This window comes from Desulfoplanes sp. PS50 (genome assembly GCF_053851535.1).
Genome location: NZ_JBSPZA010000001.1, coordinates 114,660 through 129,277 on the forward strand (window position 1 = coordinate 114,660; position 14,618 = coordinate 129,277).

Annotated in this window: 6 protein-coding genes; all 6 read left to right on the top strand. The window is 52.7% G+C overall.

Annotation, left to right across the window (positions count from 1 at the left end; translation table 11 throughout):
• From drmD to ACTVJH_RS00560, 6 genes are read left to right on the top strand one after another with little or no spacing between them, the layout of a single operon-like run.
• Positions 1-3,168 (top strand): DISARM system SNF2-like helicase DrmD, encoded by a 3,168-nt coding sequence (drmD, locus tag ACTVJH_RS00535; protein ID WP_455986378.1) that lies wholly within the window; start codon positions 1-3, stop codon positions 3,166-3,168.
• 2 nt (positions 3,169-3,170) lie between these two features.
• Positions 3,171-7,247: an Eco57I restriction-modification methylase domain-containing protein gene (locus ACTVJH_RS00540; RefSeq protein ID WP_455986380.1), complete on the top strand. Its 4,077-nt coding sequence runs from the start codon at positions 3,171-3,173 to the stop codon at positions 7,245-7,247.
• A gap of 15 nt (positions 7,248-7,262) precedes the next feature.
• Positions 7,263-11,192: a DISARM system helicase DrmA gene (gene drmA / locus ACTVJH_RS00545; RefSeq protein WP_455986382.1), complete on the top strand. Its 3,930-nt coding sequence runs from the start codon at positions 7,263-7,265 to the stop codon at positions 11,190-11,192.
• On the top strand, positions 11,189-13,096 hold the full coding sequence (drmB, locus tag ACTVJH_RS00550) for a DrmB family protein (RefSeq protein ID WP_455986384.1): 1,908 nt from the start codon (positions 11,189-11,191) through the stop codon (positions 13,094-13,096). Before drmA ends, drmB begins: the two co-directional genes overlap by 4 nt.
• Positions 13,093-13,869 (top strand): DISARM system phospholipase D-like protein DrmC, encoded by a 777-nt coding sequence (drmC, locus tag ACTVJH_RS00555; RefSeq protein ID WP_455986386.1) that lies wholly within the window; start codon positions 13,093-13,095, stop codon positions 13,867-13,869. The genes drmB and drmC overlap by 4 nt, the downstream gene beginning before the upstream one ends.
• Entirely contained in the window at positions 13,869-14,285 is a 417-nt protein-coding gene (locus ACTVJH_RS00560) for a very short patch repair endonuclease (RefSeq protein ID WP_455986388.1), read from the top strand. The genes drmC and ACTVJH_RS00560 overlap by 1 nt, the downstream gene beginning before the upstream one ends.
• Positions 14,286-14,618 lie beyond the last annotated feature (333 nt).

The following is a 14,618-nucleotide window of genomic DNA, read 5'->3' on the forward strand; positions in this document are numbered from 1 at the left end:
ATGGACATTCCTGAAAATGACCTATCCGAACGAATTGGCTTCGATCACCGCATCCCTGAACCCGGACAGCTTGTTGAAGTTCGAAGACGGCAATGGATAGTCGATGATATTCTTGGCGATACCCTGTCTGACCGACATGAAGAACACCTCGTGACCCTATCCTCACTCGACGAAGACGCATTCGATGAAAAAATCCAGGTCATCTGGCAGTTGGAACCGGGAGCCAGGATTCTGGAAAATGCAGGAATGCCAAAAATGACCGGTGTCGATTCGAAGGATCGCCTCGATGCCTTTCTCGACGCTGTTCGTTGGGGGGCTGTGACCAACGCCGATCGCCTCTTCCTTCAGTCTCCTTTTCGAAGCGGAATTTCCATCGAGGATTACCAGCTGGATCCTTTGGTAAGAGCTCTGGAAATGTCTCGAGTGAATCTGCTGATCGCCGACGATGTCGGACTCGGGAAAACGATCGAGGCAGGGCTGATCATTCAGGAATTTTTGGTTAGACATCGAGCTCGGACGGTTTTTATCGTTTGCCCCGCCTCCTTGCAGATCAAGTGGCAAACGGAGATGCGAGAAAAGTTCGGTCTGGATTTCCGTATCGTCGACACCGAGTACATCCACAAGCTGAGGCGGGACCGGGGTATTCACGTAAACCCATGGACCTCCTTTCCACGCCTGATTACCTCCATGGATTGGGTGAAGGCTGGTGAAGGGATGCGTCGCCTGAAAGGCTGCCTGCCTCCAACCATCACCTATCCCCGCAAGTTCGATATCCTGGTGGTCGACGAAGCGCACAATGTCGCGCCGTCGACTGCATCCAAGTACGCTCTGGAAAGCCAGAGAACGCGGGCCATCAGGACCATGGCCCCCCATTTCGAGCATAGACTGTTCCTCACCGCCACTCCTCATAACGGCTATCTTGAATCCTTCACCTCCTTGCTTGAACTGCTGGACGACCAGCGATTCGCCAGAACCATCGAGCCCGACCCCAAGCAGTTGCAACGCGTCATGGTCCGTCGTTTGAAAAACGATATTGTCGACGAACATGGCAATCCTGTTTTTCCGGTTCGAAAGTTGGAGACCCTGGACGTCGAATATACAGATGACGAGGGAAAAGCCCATGAGTTGTTGAGTAGGTTCACGGCAAGTCGGCGGAAAAGCGTTCGTGGAACCGCGCATGCCTACGGGACTGAATTCATTCACAAGCTTCTCAAGAAACGGTTGTTTTCCTCCCCCATGGCTTTTGCCGGGACATTGGAAAAATATAGGCTGTCGCTGGAGGCTGGACCAAGGGGTTCTCGGAATGAACTGTTTGACAACAGAATTCTCCGTAAGGCCATCGAACGAGTGGACGAAGACAATGACGACTTCCAGGCAGAAGAGATCCAGCATGAAGCCTTGGAGACTGCTGTACGACTTTCTGTTCCTCTTGCCCCCGAAGAACGGGACATGTTGCGCGAGCTTTCGGATTGGGCCGAAAAAAACAAGAGCAGAGCCGACTCGAAGGCTCGAGCAATCCTGAATTGGTTGGAGAACGAACTCAAGACAGATGGAACGTGGAACGGGAAGCGGGTCATTCTGTTCACCGAGTATCGAGCCACTCACGGCTGGCTCGAGCAGATGCTGGCTGCACACCGCTTCGCTGGAGAACGGTTGATGAGCCTTCATGGTGGAACGGACCCGAAGGACCGGGAAGTGATCAAGGCCGCATTTCAGGCTCATCCCGACATTTCACCGGTACGGATACTCCTCGCGACGGATGCCGCTTCGGAGGGGATCGATCTGCAAAATCACTGCAATAATTTGATTCATGTCGAAATTCCCTGGAATCCGAACGTCATGGAACAAAGAAACGGCAGGATCGATCGGCATGGGCAAAAGGAACCGGAAGTGTTCATCCTTCATCCGGTAGGGAAGGGGTTCGAATACGAGAAGGTCGATGCCATTCGAAATGTTGGCCAGATCGAAGGGGATCACGAATTCTTGATGCGTGCCGTGCAGAAAGTGGCAAACATCCGTGAAGATCTTGGAAGTGTCGGTCCGGTCATCGCTCGGCAAATCGAAGCTGCCATGCTCGGAAAGGGTTCGATCATGGATACAGGAGGCGTGGAGAAGAAAGCGAGGGAAGTGCGTAAGTCCATGGCAGGAGAGAGGAGGCTGAAGGAAAAGATCGCCAATCTTCACGACCGGCTCATGGAGGCCAAGAATGATTTCCACCTCTCCCCCGATCATATATCGAGGGCTGTCGAAACTGCGCTGGAGTTGGCGGGAAAACCTCCTCTGAAGCCGGTTTCACTTCCAGGAGTTCCTGAAAATCCCGTTTTCGAGCCCCCTATTCTACCCGGGTCATGGGGGAAAACACTTGAGGGCCTGAATCATCCCCATACACAACAACCGCGCCCTATCACGTTCGATCACGATGTGGCCAAAGGTCGAGATGACGTGGTCTTGGCTCATCTCAATCACCCTCTAGTCCAGCGGTGTCTTCGCCTGTTGCGTGAAGAGTTGTGGAAATGGGACGACGTCAAGAAATTGCATCGGGTGACGGTCGCGACTGTCCCGAACTCGGACCTGACCAGTCCAGTGGTGATCGTGTGGTCGAGGCTGGTGATCGTTGGGGGAGACCATCACCGATTGCACGAAGAAATCACTCTCTCCGGCGGAGAGTTGAAGCACACCGGGTTTTCCAGAATCACCCGTATCGGTCGTTTGAACGAGCTGGTGGAGCTTTCCTCGCCGGTGGAGCTGGAGCGGCGAACGTTCGAGATTCTGGCCGAACGATTCGAGCGGAACGAGGCAGCCATTCGAGGTACAGTGGAGGCCAGATCCAGGGACAGAATGCGTTTCCTTCAAAACACATTGTCTCGACGCAGGGACACTGAAATTTCCAACATGAATCAGATTCTGGAAGAACTCGATAAAAACATCCGCAAGGAGATGCACGAGGAGACCTTGGAAAAATGGCTGTATTTGCCCATTTACGGTGTCGAAGAGCAGAAACAAATCCAGAAGGACATTCGTTCATTGAAAGCCAGGCTTGCACGCATTCCCGAAGAAAAGGAACTGGAGGCCAAGGCCATTGAAAGGCGGTATGCAGGATTGACCGATAGAACCTTCCCGGTGGCCGTGGCCTTTCTCGTGCCTGAGTCACAAATGGGAGGCTGCTGAAAATGAAGAACATGTCACAGCATACCGAATGGCTCTCGATGATCGAAGTTTCAGGTCCTTTTCTGGCCGTATCCGTACTGGAAAAGGTTTTCCCGCAGGGGCTGGAGTCACTGGAAACATACAGGAAGAAACGCATCCGCTCCGCATACGAAGAATGGCGTGATGCCGTCCAGGAAGACGATCCCCAGCTTCCCGAACTGCACCGGGCTTGGATCGGACTGGTGCTCGACGAACTGCTGGAATACGAGGATTCGGTACTCGAAACCGCATCCGATGAATTTACTTACAAGTCTCCGGAAGGGGATGGCCAATTCAAGCCCGACTTTGTCCTACGGGCAGATGGAGGCAGTTCCCCGATGTTGTTCGTATCCATCATGCCCGAAGGCACGGATCTGGAAAAGGTGAAGATCGGCGATGGCTGGCCGGTTCCGGTTTTCGAACGAATGACCCTGCTGTGCCGGGACAAAGCCGTTCGGCTCGGGCTCGTCACCAACGGCGAGCGCTGGATGCTGGTCAATGCCCCGGTGGGCAGCACCTCTTCTTATGTGTCGTGGTACGCTCGTCTCTGGTTTCAAGAGCCGGTGACCTTGAAAGCGTTTCAGTCCTTGTTGGGCGTGCGGCGCTGGTTCGGTCCCGAAGAAGAGACCCTTCCTGTCATGTTGGAAGAATCTCTCCAGCACCACGAAGAAGTGACGGACACTCTCGGCGAACAGGTCAAGCGTGCCGTCGAGGTGCTCGTGCAATGTCTGGACAAGGCGGACCAGGACAGAAACCGGGAGCTGTTGCATGACGTTCCACCTGCGGAACTCTACGAAGCAGGCTTGACGGTGATGATGCGGCTGGTGTTCGTTCTTTGTGCCGAGGAACGTGGACTCATGCTTCTCGGAGATCAGGTTTACGATCAATTTTATGCAATTGTCACACTGAGAGACCAGCTTGACGGAGAGCGCGTTCAGCATGGTGATGAAATTCTGGAAAGACGGCACGATGCCTGGACCCGGCTGCTTGCCGTGTTCAGGGCTGTCTATGGCGGTATCGAACATGAATCTCTGCGGATGCCCGCATTGGGTGGATCGCTTTTCGACCCGGACCGTTTTCCGTTTCTGGAAGGCCGTGCCAAGGGAACACATTGGCAGGAGACACCAGCACAGCCACTTCCTATCGACAATCGAACCGTGTTGTTGCTGCTCGAAGCGTTGCAGGTCTTGGAACAACGAGGCGGAGCGCTTCTGCTCTCCTACAAGGCACTGGATGTCGAGCAGATCGGACATGTCTACGAAGGTCTGTTGGAACATACCGTTCGCAGATTGAAAAAAGATACCCTTGGGCTGATCGGCTCCCAGAAAGCCAAGAATCCGAACATCGCACTCGCCGAACTCGAATCGGCTCGGTTGGATGGTGAAGAAGCATTGGTATCCATCGTCGAAGCCACCACCTCGAGAAGCAAGAGCGCCATCGGCAACGCACTGGCCAAGGAGGTGGACGACGTCATCTTCGGCAGGATCGTCACGGTCTGCGGTGGTGACATGGAACTGGCCACTCGCCTGAAACCCTTCGCCCATCTGCTTCGAAGCGATGCATGGGGAGAATTCATCGTTTATCGTGCCCATTCTTTTGCCGTCACCCTCGGTGCAGACAGGCGGGAGACCGGTACACATTACACGCCCAAATCCCTGACGGAAAGCATCGTCGAGACCACCCTCGAACCGGTGGCCTATGTCGGCCCGGCCGAAGGCAAGCCGCGTGAGGAGTGGCTGCTGAAGTCATCGACCGAATTGCTGGAACTGAAAATCTGCGATCCTGCCATGGGTTCGGGAGCCTTTCTCGTTCAGGTCTGCCGCTGGTTGTCCGAACGACTGGTCGAAGCATGGGGTAAGGAAGCGGGTCAGGGAAAATTCATCACCGTTGACGGTGTCGCGCTCGAGTCGGCAGGCAGCGCAGAGCCGATGCCGGACTCGCTGGACGAACGGTTGTTGATCGCCCGGCGTCTGGTCGCGGAAAAATGCCTGTATGGTGTCGATCTCAATCCATTGGCCGTGGAGCTGGCCAAGCTTTCCATCTGGCTGATCACGCTGGCCAAGGGCAGACCCTTCGGCTTTCTCGACCACAATCTGCGCTCCGGCGACAGTCTACTTGGACTGCATAAGCTGGAACAGTTGACCAAGTTTTCGCTGCATCCGGAAAAGAAGAAGACCATATCCATGTTTGCTTCCAACATTGAAGCGGCGGTCACTGATGCGCTCACGTTACGCAAACAGCTCCGGGAAACCCCGATTCGGGATATCCGGGACGTTCAATACATGGAGCGGCTGGATCAGGAGGCCCGGCAAAAGTTGGAACATATCGAACACATTGCCGACGCCATGATCGGCGAAGCTTTGGCATCCGGTGGAAACCAGCGAGCGTTGGGTGCCGCCATGGACAACCTGTCCACATGGGCGGCCGCCTATATCGAAGGCGACAACGAGACCGGACGGAAGATCATTGCCGAGGCGAGAAAGTCACTGAGTATAGACCTTCCGGCAGGCAAGCCACCAAGGAAGCCTTTTCATTGGGCATTGGAGTTCCCGGAGGTTTTCGAGCGTGGTGGATTTGATTCTTTTGTGGGTAACCCTCCTTTTCTATGGGCACTAAGGATCTCAATTCGTATTTCAGTGCCATTTAGCCATTTTTTGAAGAGGCAGTGGCCTCATGCTAAAAAGAATGCTGATTTATGTTCATACTTTGTTTTAAGGGCTGCAGAGTTACTAAAGACAAATTGTACCTTGGGCCTCATTACGACAAATTCTATTTCTGAAGCTGACACGAAAGAGACTACCCTTGATTATCTGACAGCCAATGGGGTGTCTCTTTATTCTGCAAATTCAGAAGTTGTTTGGCCAGGTTCTGCAAATGTTCGAGTTTCTAACATTTTTTTATTTAAAGGACAGTGGAAAGGAATTTGGGTACTAGACAAAGAAGTCGTACCTCAAATTTCCACGAGCTTAGAGCCATTTGAAGGTTTAACAACGGTACACACCCTTTGGCAAAACAAGTCAAAATGCTTTAAAGGCTCAGTACCATTGGGCGATGGATTTTTTCTCAGTAATGAAGAGGCAGAACAGCTAATTGGCGCATCAACTACATATACGGATGTTATTTTCCCGTTTATCAACGGACAAGAATTAAACACCTCACCAAAACTTACTCCTGGAAGGAGAGTAATTTATTTCAAAAATTGGAGTTTGGAGGATTGTGAAAAATTTCCACTCGCTCTGGATATAGTTAAGGAACGGGTTAAGCCTGAACGGGATAAAATCATCCCGAAAAACAATATGGCAAAGCAACGCCGTGATTTATGGTGGAAATTTACCGGTCCAACAGTGGAATTGTACGAGGCTATAAATGGACTTAAGCAGGTGTTAGTCGCATCTGCAGTAAGCAAGCATCACATGTTTGCATTTCTACCTGCCTCATACATTTATTCTAACGCTCTAAATGTATTTGCATTCGATGATTTTTCCACATTTTCATTACTTCAATCTTCAGTACATCATACATGGGCCATTACCAATGGTTCAAAACTCGAAAACAGACCACGTTACAATGTATCAGATTGTTTTGAAACGTTTCCTTTCCCTGAATCTTTGACCAGTTTGGGGGACGTCGGGAGAAAATATCATGGACTTCGCGATGCATTACAAGAAGCAAGAAATATTGGTTTAACTGACCTCTACAATTTGTTGCATTTGCCCGAAAACATAGAAGACGATGTTTTACTCTTCCGTGAGCTCCATGTTCAAATGGATGAAGCTGTTGCGGCCGCCTATGGCTGGGATGATTTAGACCTTGGTCATGGATTCCATGAAACGAAACAAGGCATCCGCTTTACCATTTCTGAAGAAGCCCGGCGTGAAGTTCTGCAACGCCTGCTCAAACTGAATCACGAACGCTACGAGGAAGAGGTCGCCCAAGGGCTGCACGACAAAAAGAAAAAGAAGACCTCGACTCCCCGCAAAAAGAAAACATCCCCGCCCAAAGACGACGGCAATATGGATATGTTCAATTTCATGAACGCTTCACCGAAGGGGTCGAAATGATATGGAGGTTTGTAAATGACTGATAATGACAATGTGACTCCCGAACAGACCCCGCCGGTGCCTTCGGGAAGAAATAACAACGCATGGCTGGTGAGGCTCGGTGAAGAAGCCTGCCTCGATGGCTATGTGCTTACCATCGACTTCGGCTCTTCCAGTCTGCGCGGCATCCAGACGGAAGACGCGATGCTGGTCACCGAAGAGCGTGACGGAAAGTTCACCGTGATCGGTGTGGGCCGAGTCTTCAGGAAGCGCTATTCGCTCGAGGACACATCGTTCTATTTCGACGGCTATCTACCTGCATCACCGGCGGCCACACTGGACGAGCAGACAATACCCGTTCCGGAAAACAAGGCACCGATCAATCGGCTGGATTGGGCGCTGTTCGAGAATGCTCTGAAAACGACGACCGGTGCGAGCTGGTCGACTTTTCCTGCTATTTCGGGTGACACTCCTCACGAACAGTCATACCTTCGTGAATTGATGCAGGCAGCCATAATGGATGATCTTCTTGGTCCTGCAAATGGGCCGGAGGAAGAGATTGTCGGCATGAGCGTTCGAGATCGCTATTTGGTCGGTAAACTTGCTCCTCAAAACACGGTTATCGTGGATGATGACGATTTGCCCGGTGCCGGAGGCGATGATGAACAAGAAGGGTCTAAAGAAATCAACGCATCGATCAACCAATCACTTGTACCTTCATCTTTTGGCTTCACTTTTTGTATAGATTCGAGGGTCACCCAGGTCGAGCTCAGGGCCTTCTGGGGACGTTACGAAAGAACGGATAGCGAACGAATCGACGAGAAAAAAGACAAACCGTTTCGGTGCTGGAAGCGTATTCCCTCAGGCGGCACGGCTGTCATTCCGATGGACAGACGGGAGATCGGACCTCTTGTTATAGACAAGAATTGCCCGGAGGTCTTGGTTCAAGGTTCGACCAGTATCCCTTTGGAGAACGGGGATCGGCTCGTCACGCTTTTTTTCGTGAACAATCAAAATTTATCTGAAAAGAGCAAGAATCAAGATCAGATATGGGTCTTTCAGCCGGAGTTGATCGTAAGGGATACTGAAAATAGACCCATATTCAGGAGACGACCGGTTCTTGATTCCGACGGAGCCGATGAGGAACGCGAATCTCTTGAGATGATTTATAGGAAGCAGGTGGAGTTCGCTGTGGGGCATGGCATTTCCGTTCATGCGACCACGGCGGAGAATGATACGGAACATGCTGTCGAAATCAAGACTTCCATCCTTCCTCAATATGAGGTGCCGGTGACGGAAACACCTGGAGTGGCCGAAGAGGATCGCCCGGCAATGCGGCAGATGATTGCGGAAGGTTTTCTCGATATGAAGAACCTTGCACAGTTGGATAGAGACGCTCTTGTCGCCGGACTCGAGATACTGACAGACGACTACGGGCTGTGGATATCGGAACAGAGGGAGCGCATAGGCGTCGATGTCGTTGGTTATGACGGCGTGGCATCGGCGGCCATGGATCGTTGTTCTCAAATTTTGGAGAGGTTGAAAGAAGGAATCGAGACGTTGAAAACGCATGCAGATGCTCTTGAGGCGTTTCGTTTTGCCAACCGCGCCATGGCGCTCCAACGTGTTCGCAGTATGTACGCCTTGCAAACAAGACGTGGTGAGAAGCCTTCCCTCGACACGTTGAACGTTCGTAAAAACAGGTCGTGGAGGCCGTTTCAGTTGGCCTTTATGCTTCTTTCCCTGCCTGCTCTGGCCAATCCCGAGCACCAGGATCGAACAGAGCCTCTGGATGCCTATGCCGATCTTTTGTGGTTCCCGACTGGGGGTGGCAAGACGGAAGCGTATCTTGGGGTTGCCGCTTTCACCATGGCCATTCGGAGATTGCAAGGGAAAATGGGGGGTCTGGATGGAACCCGGGGGCTTGCAGTGATCATGAGGTACACTCTTCGCCTGTTGACCCTCCAGCAGTTCCAACGTGCCACGACCTTGATCTGTGCCATGGAGGTCCTTCGCCGTGAAGATCCCGAAAAATGGGGCTCCACTCCATTCACCATCGGACTTTGGGTCGGGAACCGGGTGACGCCCGGAACGACCGAAGATGCGCATCAGGCCATTCAGAATTTCAGGGACGGAAAACGTCATGGCAGCAATTCTCCGGCTCAATTGACCACCTGTCCGTGGTGTGGAGCCGAGATTGCCGAGGGCCGTGATATCGATGTGAACAAGGATACCGGCCGTACGCTCATATACTGCGGAGACAAACTCGGACGGTGTGATTTTGGACGGAGTGAATCAAGGGGGATGGGAATTCCCGCGCTGGTGGTTGACGATGAAATCTATAGGCATCCGCCAAGCATGTTGATCGCCACGGTGGATAAATTCGCCATGATGGCCTGGCGTGGACAAGTTCGAACTCTTTTCGGCCGTGCGACACAGGAATGCCCCCGGCATGGGCTGCTTTGGCCGGATGCCGGATGTAACGGCAATCACCACGCCAAGGGGAGTCTTCCGAGGGTGGCTGTGAAGGACATCATGCCGATTCGGCCTCCGGATTTGATCATTCAGGATGAGTTCCATCTCATCAGCGGACCGCTGGGAACAATGGTGGGACTTTACGAAACGGCAGTGGATGAACTGTCTACGTGGCAGGTAAACGGCAAGTCGGTTCGACCCAAAGTGATCGCTTCGACAGCAACGGTGCGCAAGGCCGGCGACCAGGTGAACAACGTCTTCTTGAGACAGGTTGCCGTTTTCCCTCCCCATGGTCTGGATGTTGAAGACAACTTCTTTTCGGTTCAACGCCCGATCGATGCCAAGCCTGGGCGACGTTATATGGGAATTTGTTCTCCGGGGAGTTCACGTCCTGCCGTGCTGATTCGGGTGTATGTGGCCATGTTGACGGCTGCTCGATCTCTGTTCGCAAGGTTTGGACAAGCCGTCGATCCGTACATGACCGTTGTCGGCTATTTCAATTCCTTGAGAGAGCTTGGGGGAATGAGACGGCTTGCCGAGGATGACGTCCAGACCCGTGCCTACAGGGTCCAGATGAGCGATGTCAGTCGCCCGGGACTCGAACAGAGGGCTGTCAGAAACGTGGATGAACTGACTTCGCGTGTTTCGAGCAAGGATATACCGAAGAAACTCGATCAACTGGAAGTGAAGTTCAACGCGACGCTGGAGCATGGTAGGTTCGTTTCCAAGTGGCAGCGAGGGGAAACACGGGCCATCGATATCGTTCTGGCCACCAATATGCTTTCGGTTGGGGTGGACGTGAATCGTTTGGGCCTGATGGCCGTCAACGGTCAGCCAAAAAACACTGCGGAGTACATTCAGGCCACGAGTCGGGTCGGGCGCTCCTTTCCTGGGTTGGTCTGCACCGTGCTGACCTGGTCGAAGCCGCGTGACCTGTCTCATTACGAAACCTTCGAGCATTATCATGCAACCTTCTACAAACATGTCGAAGCCCAGTCCGTGACTCCTTTTGCGCCGAGAGCTTTGGACCGTGGGCTGACCGGAACGCTCGTGAGTTTGATGCGCTTGGGGGATGACAAGTTCAATCCAAACCTTGGGGCCATGGCGCTCGATTCCGTCGCCGCGCCGGAAATTGCGAGTGCGAGGGATGCATTGGCGAACAGGGCCAGGAAAGCTACCGACAAGAAAGCAACTCAAGACAATGTCGAGGTCATGGTTTCCGATCGAGCCGACCGCTGGGTGAGGGAGTCGGGCAAGCCTGGTCGTTTGCTGGGGTACGAAAGGGTCAAAGCCAAACAGGGCAAGGGCGTCGTGGCAGCTTTGTTGAAAAAGCCGAGCGTCGCTGCATGGGATGAATTCACGGTCCCGATGTCGATGCGTGAAGTGGAACCCGGAGTGAAGCTGGTCATGGACACAGGTTCCTTGTCGGAGTCTCCCGAGTGGAGAATCAAGACGGCCAGAAGTGCCGATACCGAGGGAGGGGAGGCATGAGCAAAGGTCCAGTACCCGTAGGTGAAGTCAGGCCGAGTCAGCTGTTGTGGACCTATGGCCCCGGTGCCTTGATCGACCTGCCGAACCTGTCCGTGCTCACGATGGGGCTGGACAGATGGGATACCGACAGGTGTACGCTTGTGGAGGAAGCCAGACTGCTGGCCGCAGTTCGTCGTATCCTCGGTCCGCAAGTGTCTCATTTGAGGATTCCGCCGATCATTCAGAATGAAGATGCAAATCCGTTTTCCGCTGAAGGCAAGGTCGGTGTGCCGGTGAGGCCGTTTCCCCGTTTTCTTCGGTGTGTCAGATGCGGATACCTTGGTGAGTACGACAATGGAAATTTTGCCCTCAAGGAAAATCCATTCAGACCGGAATTGACCCATTTCGTACATCGAAACTGCGAGAAAGGTACGGGAACGAAAAAAGAATCCGATGCCGTACCTGTCCGTTTTTTGCTGGCATGTAAAAACGGTCACCTCGATGACTTTCCCTGGCACTGGTTCGTTCATGGTGGACCTTCCGATTGTCGGGGCGTTCTGGTTTTTTACGAGCAGGGAGCCTCCTTGCAGACTGAAAATTTGTGGGTCGAGTGTAAACAATGCGGAGCGAAGAAATCGATGGCCTTTGCTTTTGGAAAAGCAGGAAAGGAAAATTTGCCCGCCTGTAGAGGCCGTCATCCACACCTCGACACGTTCGATTCAGATTGCAACGCGGAGCCTAGAGCGGTGCTCCTGGGTGCGACGAATAGCTGGTTTCCTGTCACGCTTTCGGTGCTCGCGATTCCTTTGGAAAAAAATGAACTGTCACAGTTGATTCTGGATGGCTGGGACTATTTCGAGGACGCCGAGTCTGCGACGGAGATCAAGGCCATCGTGAAAACCTTGGTCAAGACGAGCAGTTTGCCCGGAATCGACAAGTATCAAGTCGACGATATTTGGTTGGCTGTGCAGGATCGCCAGAATGGAAACTCCACAGAAGTCGTTTCCGAGGGGGACATCAAAGGGCCGGAATGGGATGTCCTGATATCTCCGAATCCTCCGACGGATTGGCCGCATTTTCTGAGTAGAAAAGTGGAAAGGCCAGAAGCGTTCACCAATGTCTTGGAGTCGGTGCTGCTTTTGGAACGGTTGAGAGAAGTGAATGCCCTGGTCGGGTATACCCGTGTCGAAGCTCCGGAAGAATCGGCAGATGAAGACGAGCGCCCCCCCATGGCCAGATTGTGCAGAGGTAACCCGACATGGGTTCCTGCAAGCGAGGTTCATGGGGAAGGAATTTTTTTGAGATTCAAAGAAAGTGTGATTTCCGAGTGGGAGGAGCAGGAATCGGTCAAGCGTCGAGACCGAAAAATCAAAAAGGGACATGTTGGGTGGAGAAATGCTCGGCGACTCGATCCGGGAGTCGGTTATCCAGGGATTCGGTATGTCATGCTCCATACGCTCGCCCACTTGTTGATCAGGGAACTGGCGCTCGAATGTGGCTACAACTCTGCAAGCATCCGTGAGAGAATCTACGCGGGGACTGGCGATACACCCAAAGCCGGAATTCTCGTTTATACCGCTGCTGCGGATTCCGATGGAACGTTGGGAGGGTTGGTGGAACTTGGAAAGCCGGAAAATCTCGGTCGACTGATGGAGCAAGCCCTGAACAGGGCGACAGTCTGCTCATCGGACCCCCTATGTTCGGAACACGATCCCAGTGATGACCGCTCACTGCATGCGGCTGCCTGCCATGCCTGCACGTTCGTAGCCGAGACCTCCTGTGAGAGGGGGAACCGGTATTTGGACAGAGCGCTTCTGGTGAGTACCTTCGAGTGTAAAGACGCAGGATTCTTCAAAGATATGACCAAGGACCATTATTGCGTCTCTGAAAACCCAGCTCCCTATGCTCCCACGGAAACGTCATGAATGCCGATCTCTGGAAGGTGGTAGCGGATATCGGTATCGAGTTTCATCCCGATAGGGTCCAAGTGGTTGCAAGAAGAATAGCGTCACTGTCTTCGGTGGACGAATTCTCCAAGGCGGTCACCGCTTCGGGGTCCTCCCAGAGCAAGGCGATGCTGGTTAAACTTCAGCAAGAGTGGAGAAAAACACCTGAAATCACTCCGCTGGAAATTGCGGCCGCGTTGCGCGGGGCATCCGGAACCGCGTCCATCATGGAAAAACGCGAAGCTGTGGAAATGGTCTGGACCGGGCCTTTCACCGGCTTGGTCGCGTCCAGACATACCGAGCAGGTCCTTCTCGAAGTGATAACGTCAGCTCGGCGGAGATTGTTCATTGTCAGTTTCGTGGCCTACGATATCAGTTCGGTTATCGGTGCGTTAAAGGATGCTGTTGGAAGGAATGTCCGAATCGACCTGTTGCTGGAGTCAAGCAAAAGCCATGGGGGAAGGGTCGATATCGACTCCATCGACACCTTCAAGAAAAAAATCCCGTCGGCGAACGTTTACGCTTGGAATGCCGAGTCCAAATCCGGCGGTGATACATGGAGTGGGGCCGTTCACGCCAAATGTGCGGTAGCCGACAGATTCATGGCCTTCATAACGAGTGCGAACCTGACAAGGGCGGCCATGGAGAAAAACATGGAACTCGGAGTGCTTGTCCGAGGGGGGAACTTGCCCGGCATGTTGGAAGATCATCTGGATGCCTTGGTCACAACGAGGATTGTCGAGAAAATTTGATGGATACCGTCGACAGGACGACCCGTTCGAAAATCATGAGGAGTGTCCCCCAGCGGGGAACCTCTCCGGAAATCCGACTACGGAAGGCTTTGCACCGAAGGGGGTTCCGCTATCGGGTCAACGACAAGCGCCTGCCCGGCTCACCCGACATCGTCTTCCCCAGGTACCACGCCGTGCTATCCGTCCACGGTTGTTTCTGGCATCGACATGGATGCAAGTACACAACCACCCCCAGCACCCGAAAAGAATTCTGGGAAGCCAAGTTCAAGGCCAATATCGAAAGGGACAAGAGGAATGAGGAAAAATTGAAGGAGCTGGGATGGAGGGTTTTGGTGGTTTGGGAGTGTGAGATCAAGAATTCGTTGAAGAGTGGTTTGATCGAGCGAGTCGAAAGATTCTTGGTCGGAAAGGGATGAGCACGTAGCGCTGCTCTCCTAAATCCTTTTTCTTGATTTGATGTTGTTGCAAAAAGTCTAAAGTTTCGATTTATTCCCGTTTTTATCCTTATTCTCGATTAGTTAGCGGACTAGTCCCTGGATACGAATCTTCAAACAGCTGTAGCATGATCTCCAGCCATTACCGCACGATTGCAATGATAACGGCTTTCCGCTATATATTGAATGAAGTCAGTCCACGGACAATACCTACTGCCCCGCACGTGAAGTGCGTAATATGAGAAATCAGGGGCGGTAGGTTTTTTCTTATGGTTCAAATATCCAACGGAGTTCAATCTGCTAATAAGGTGGACC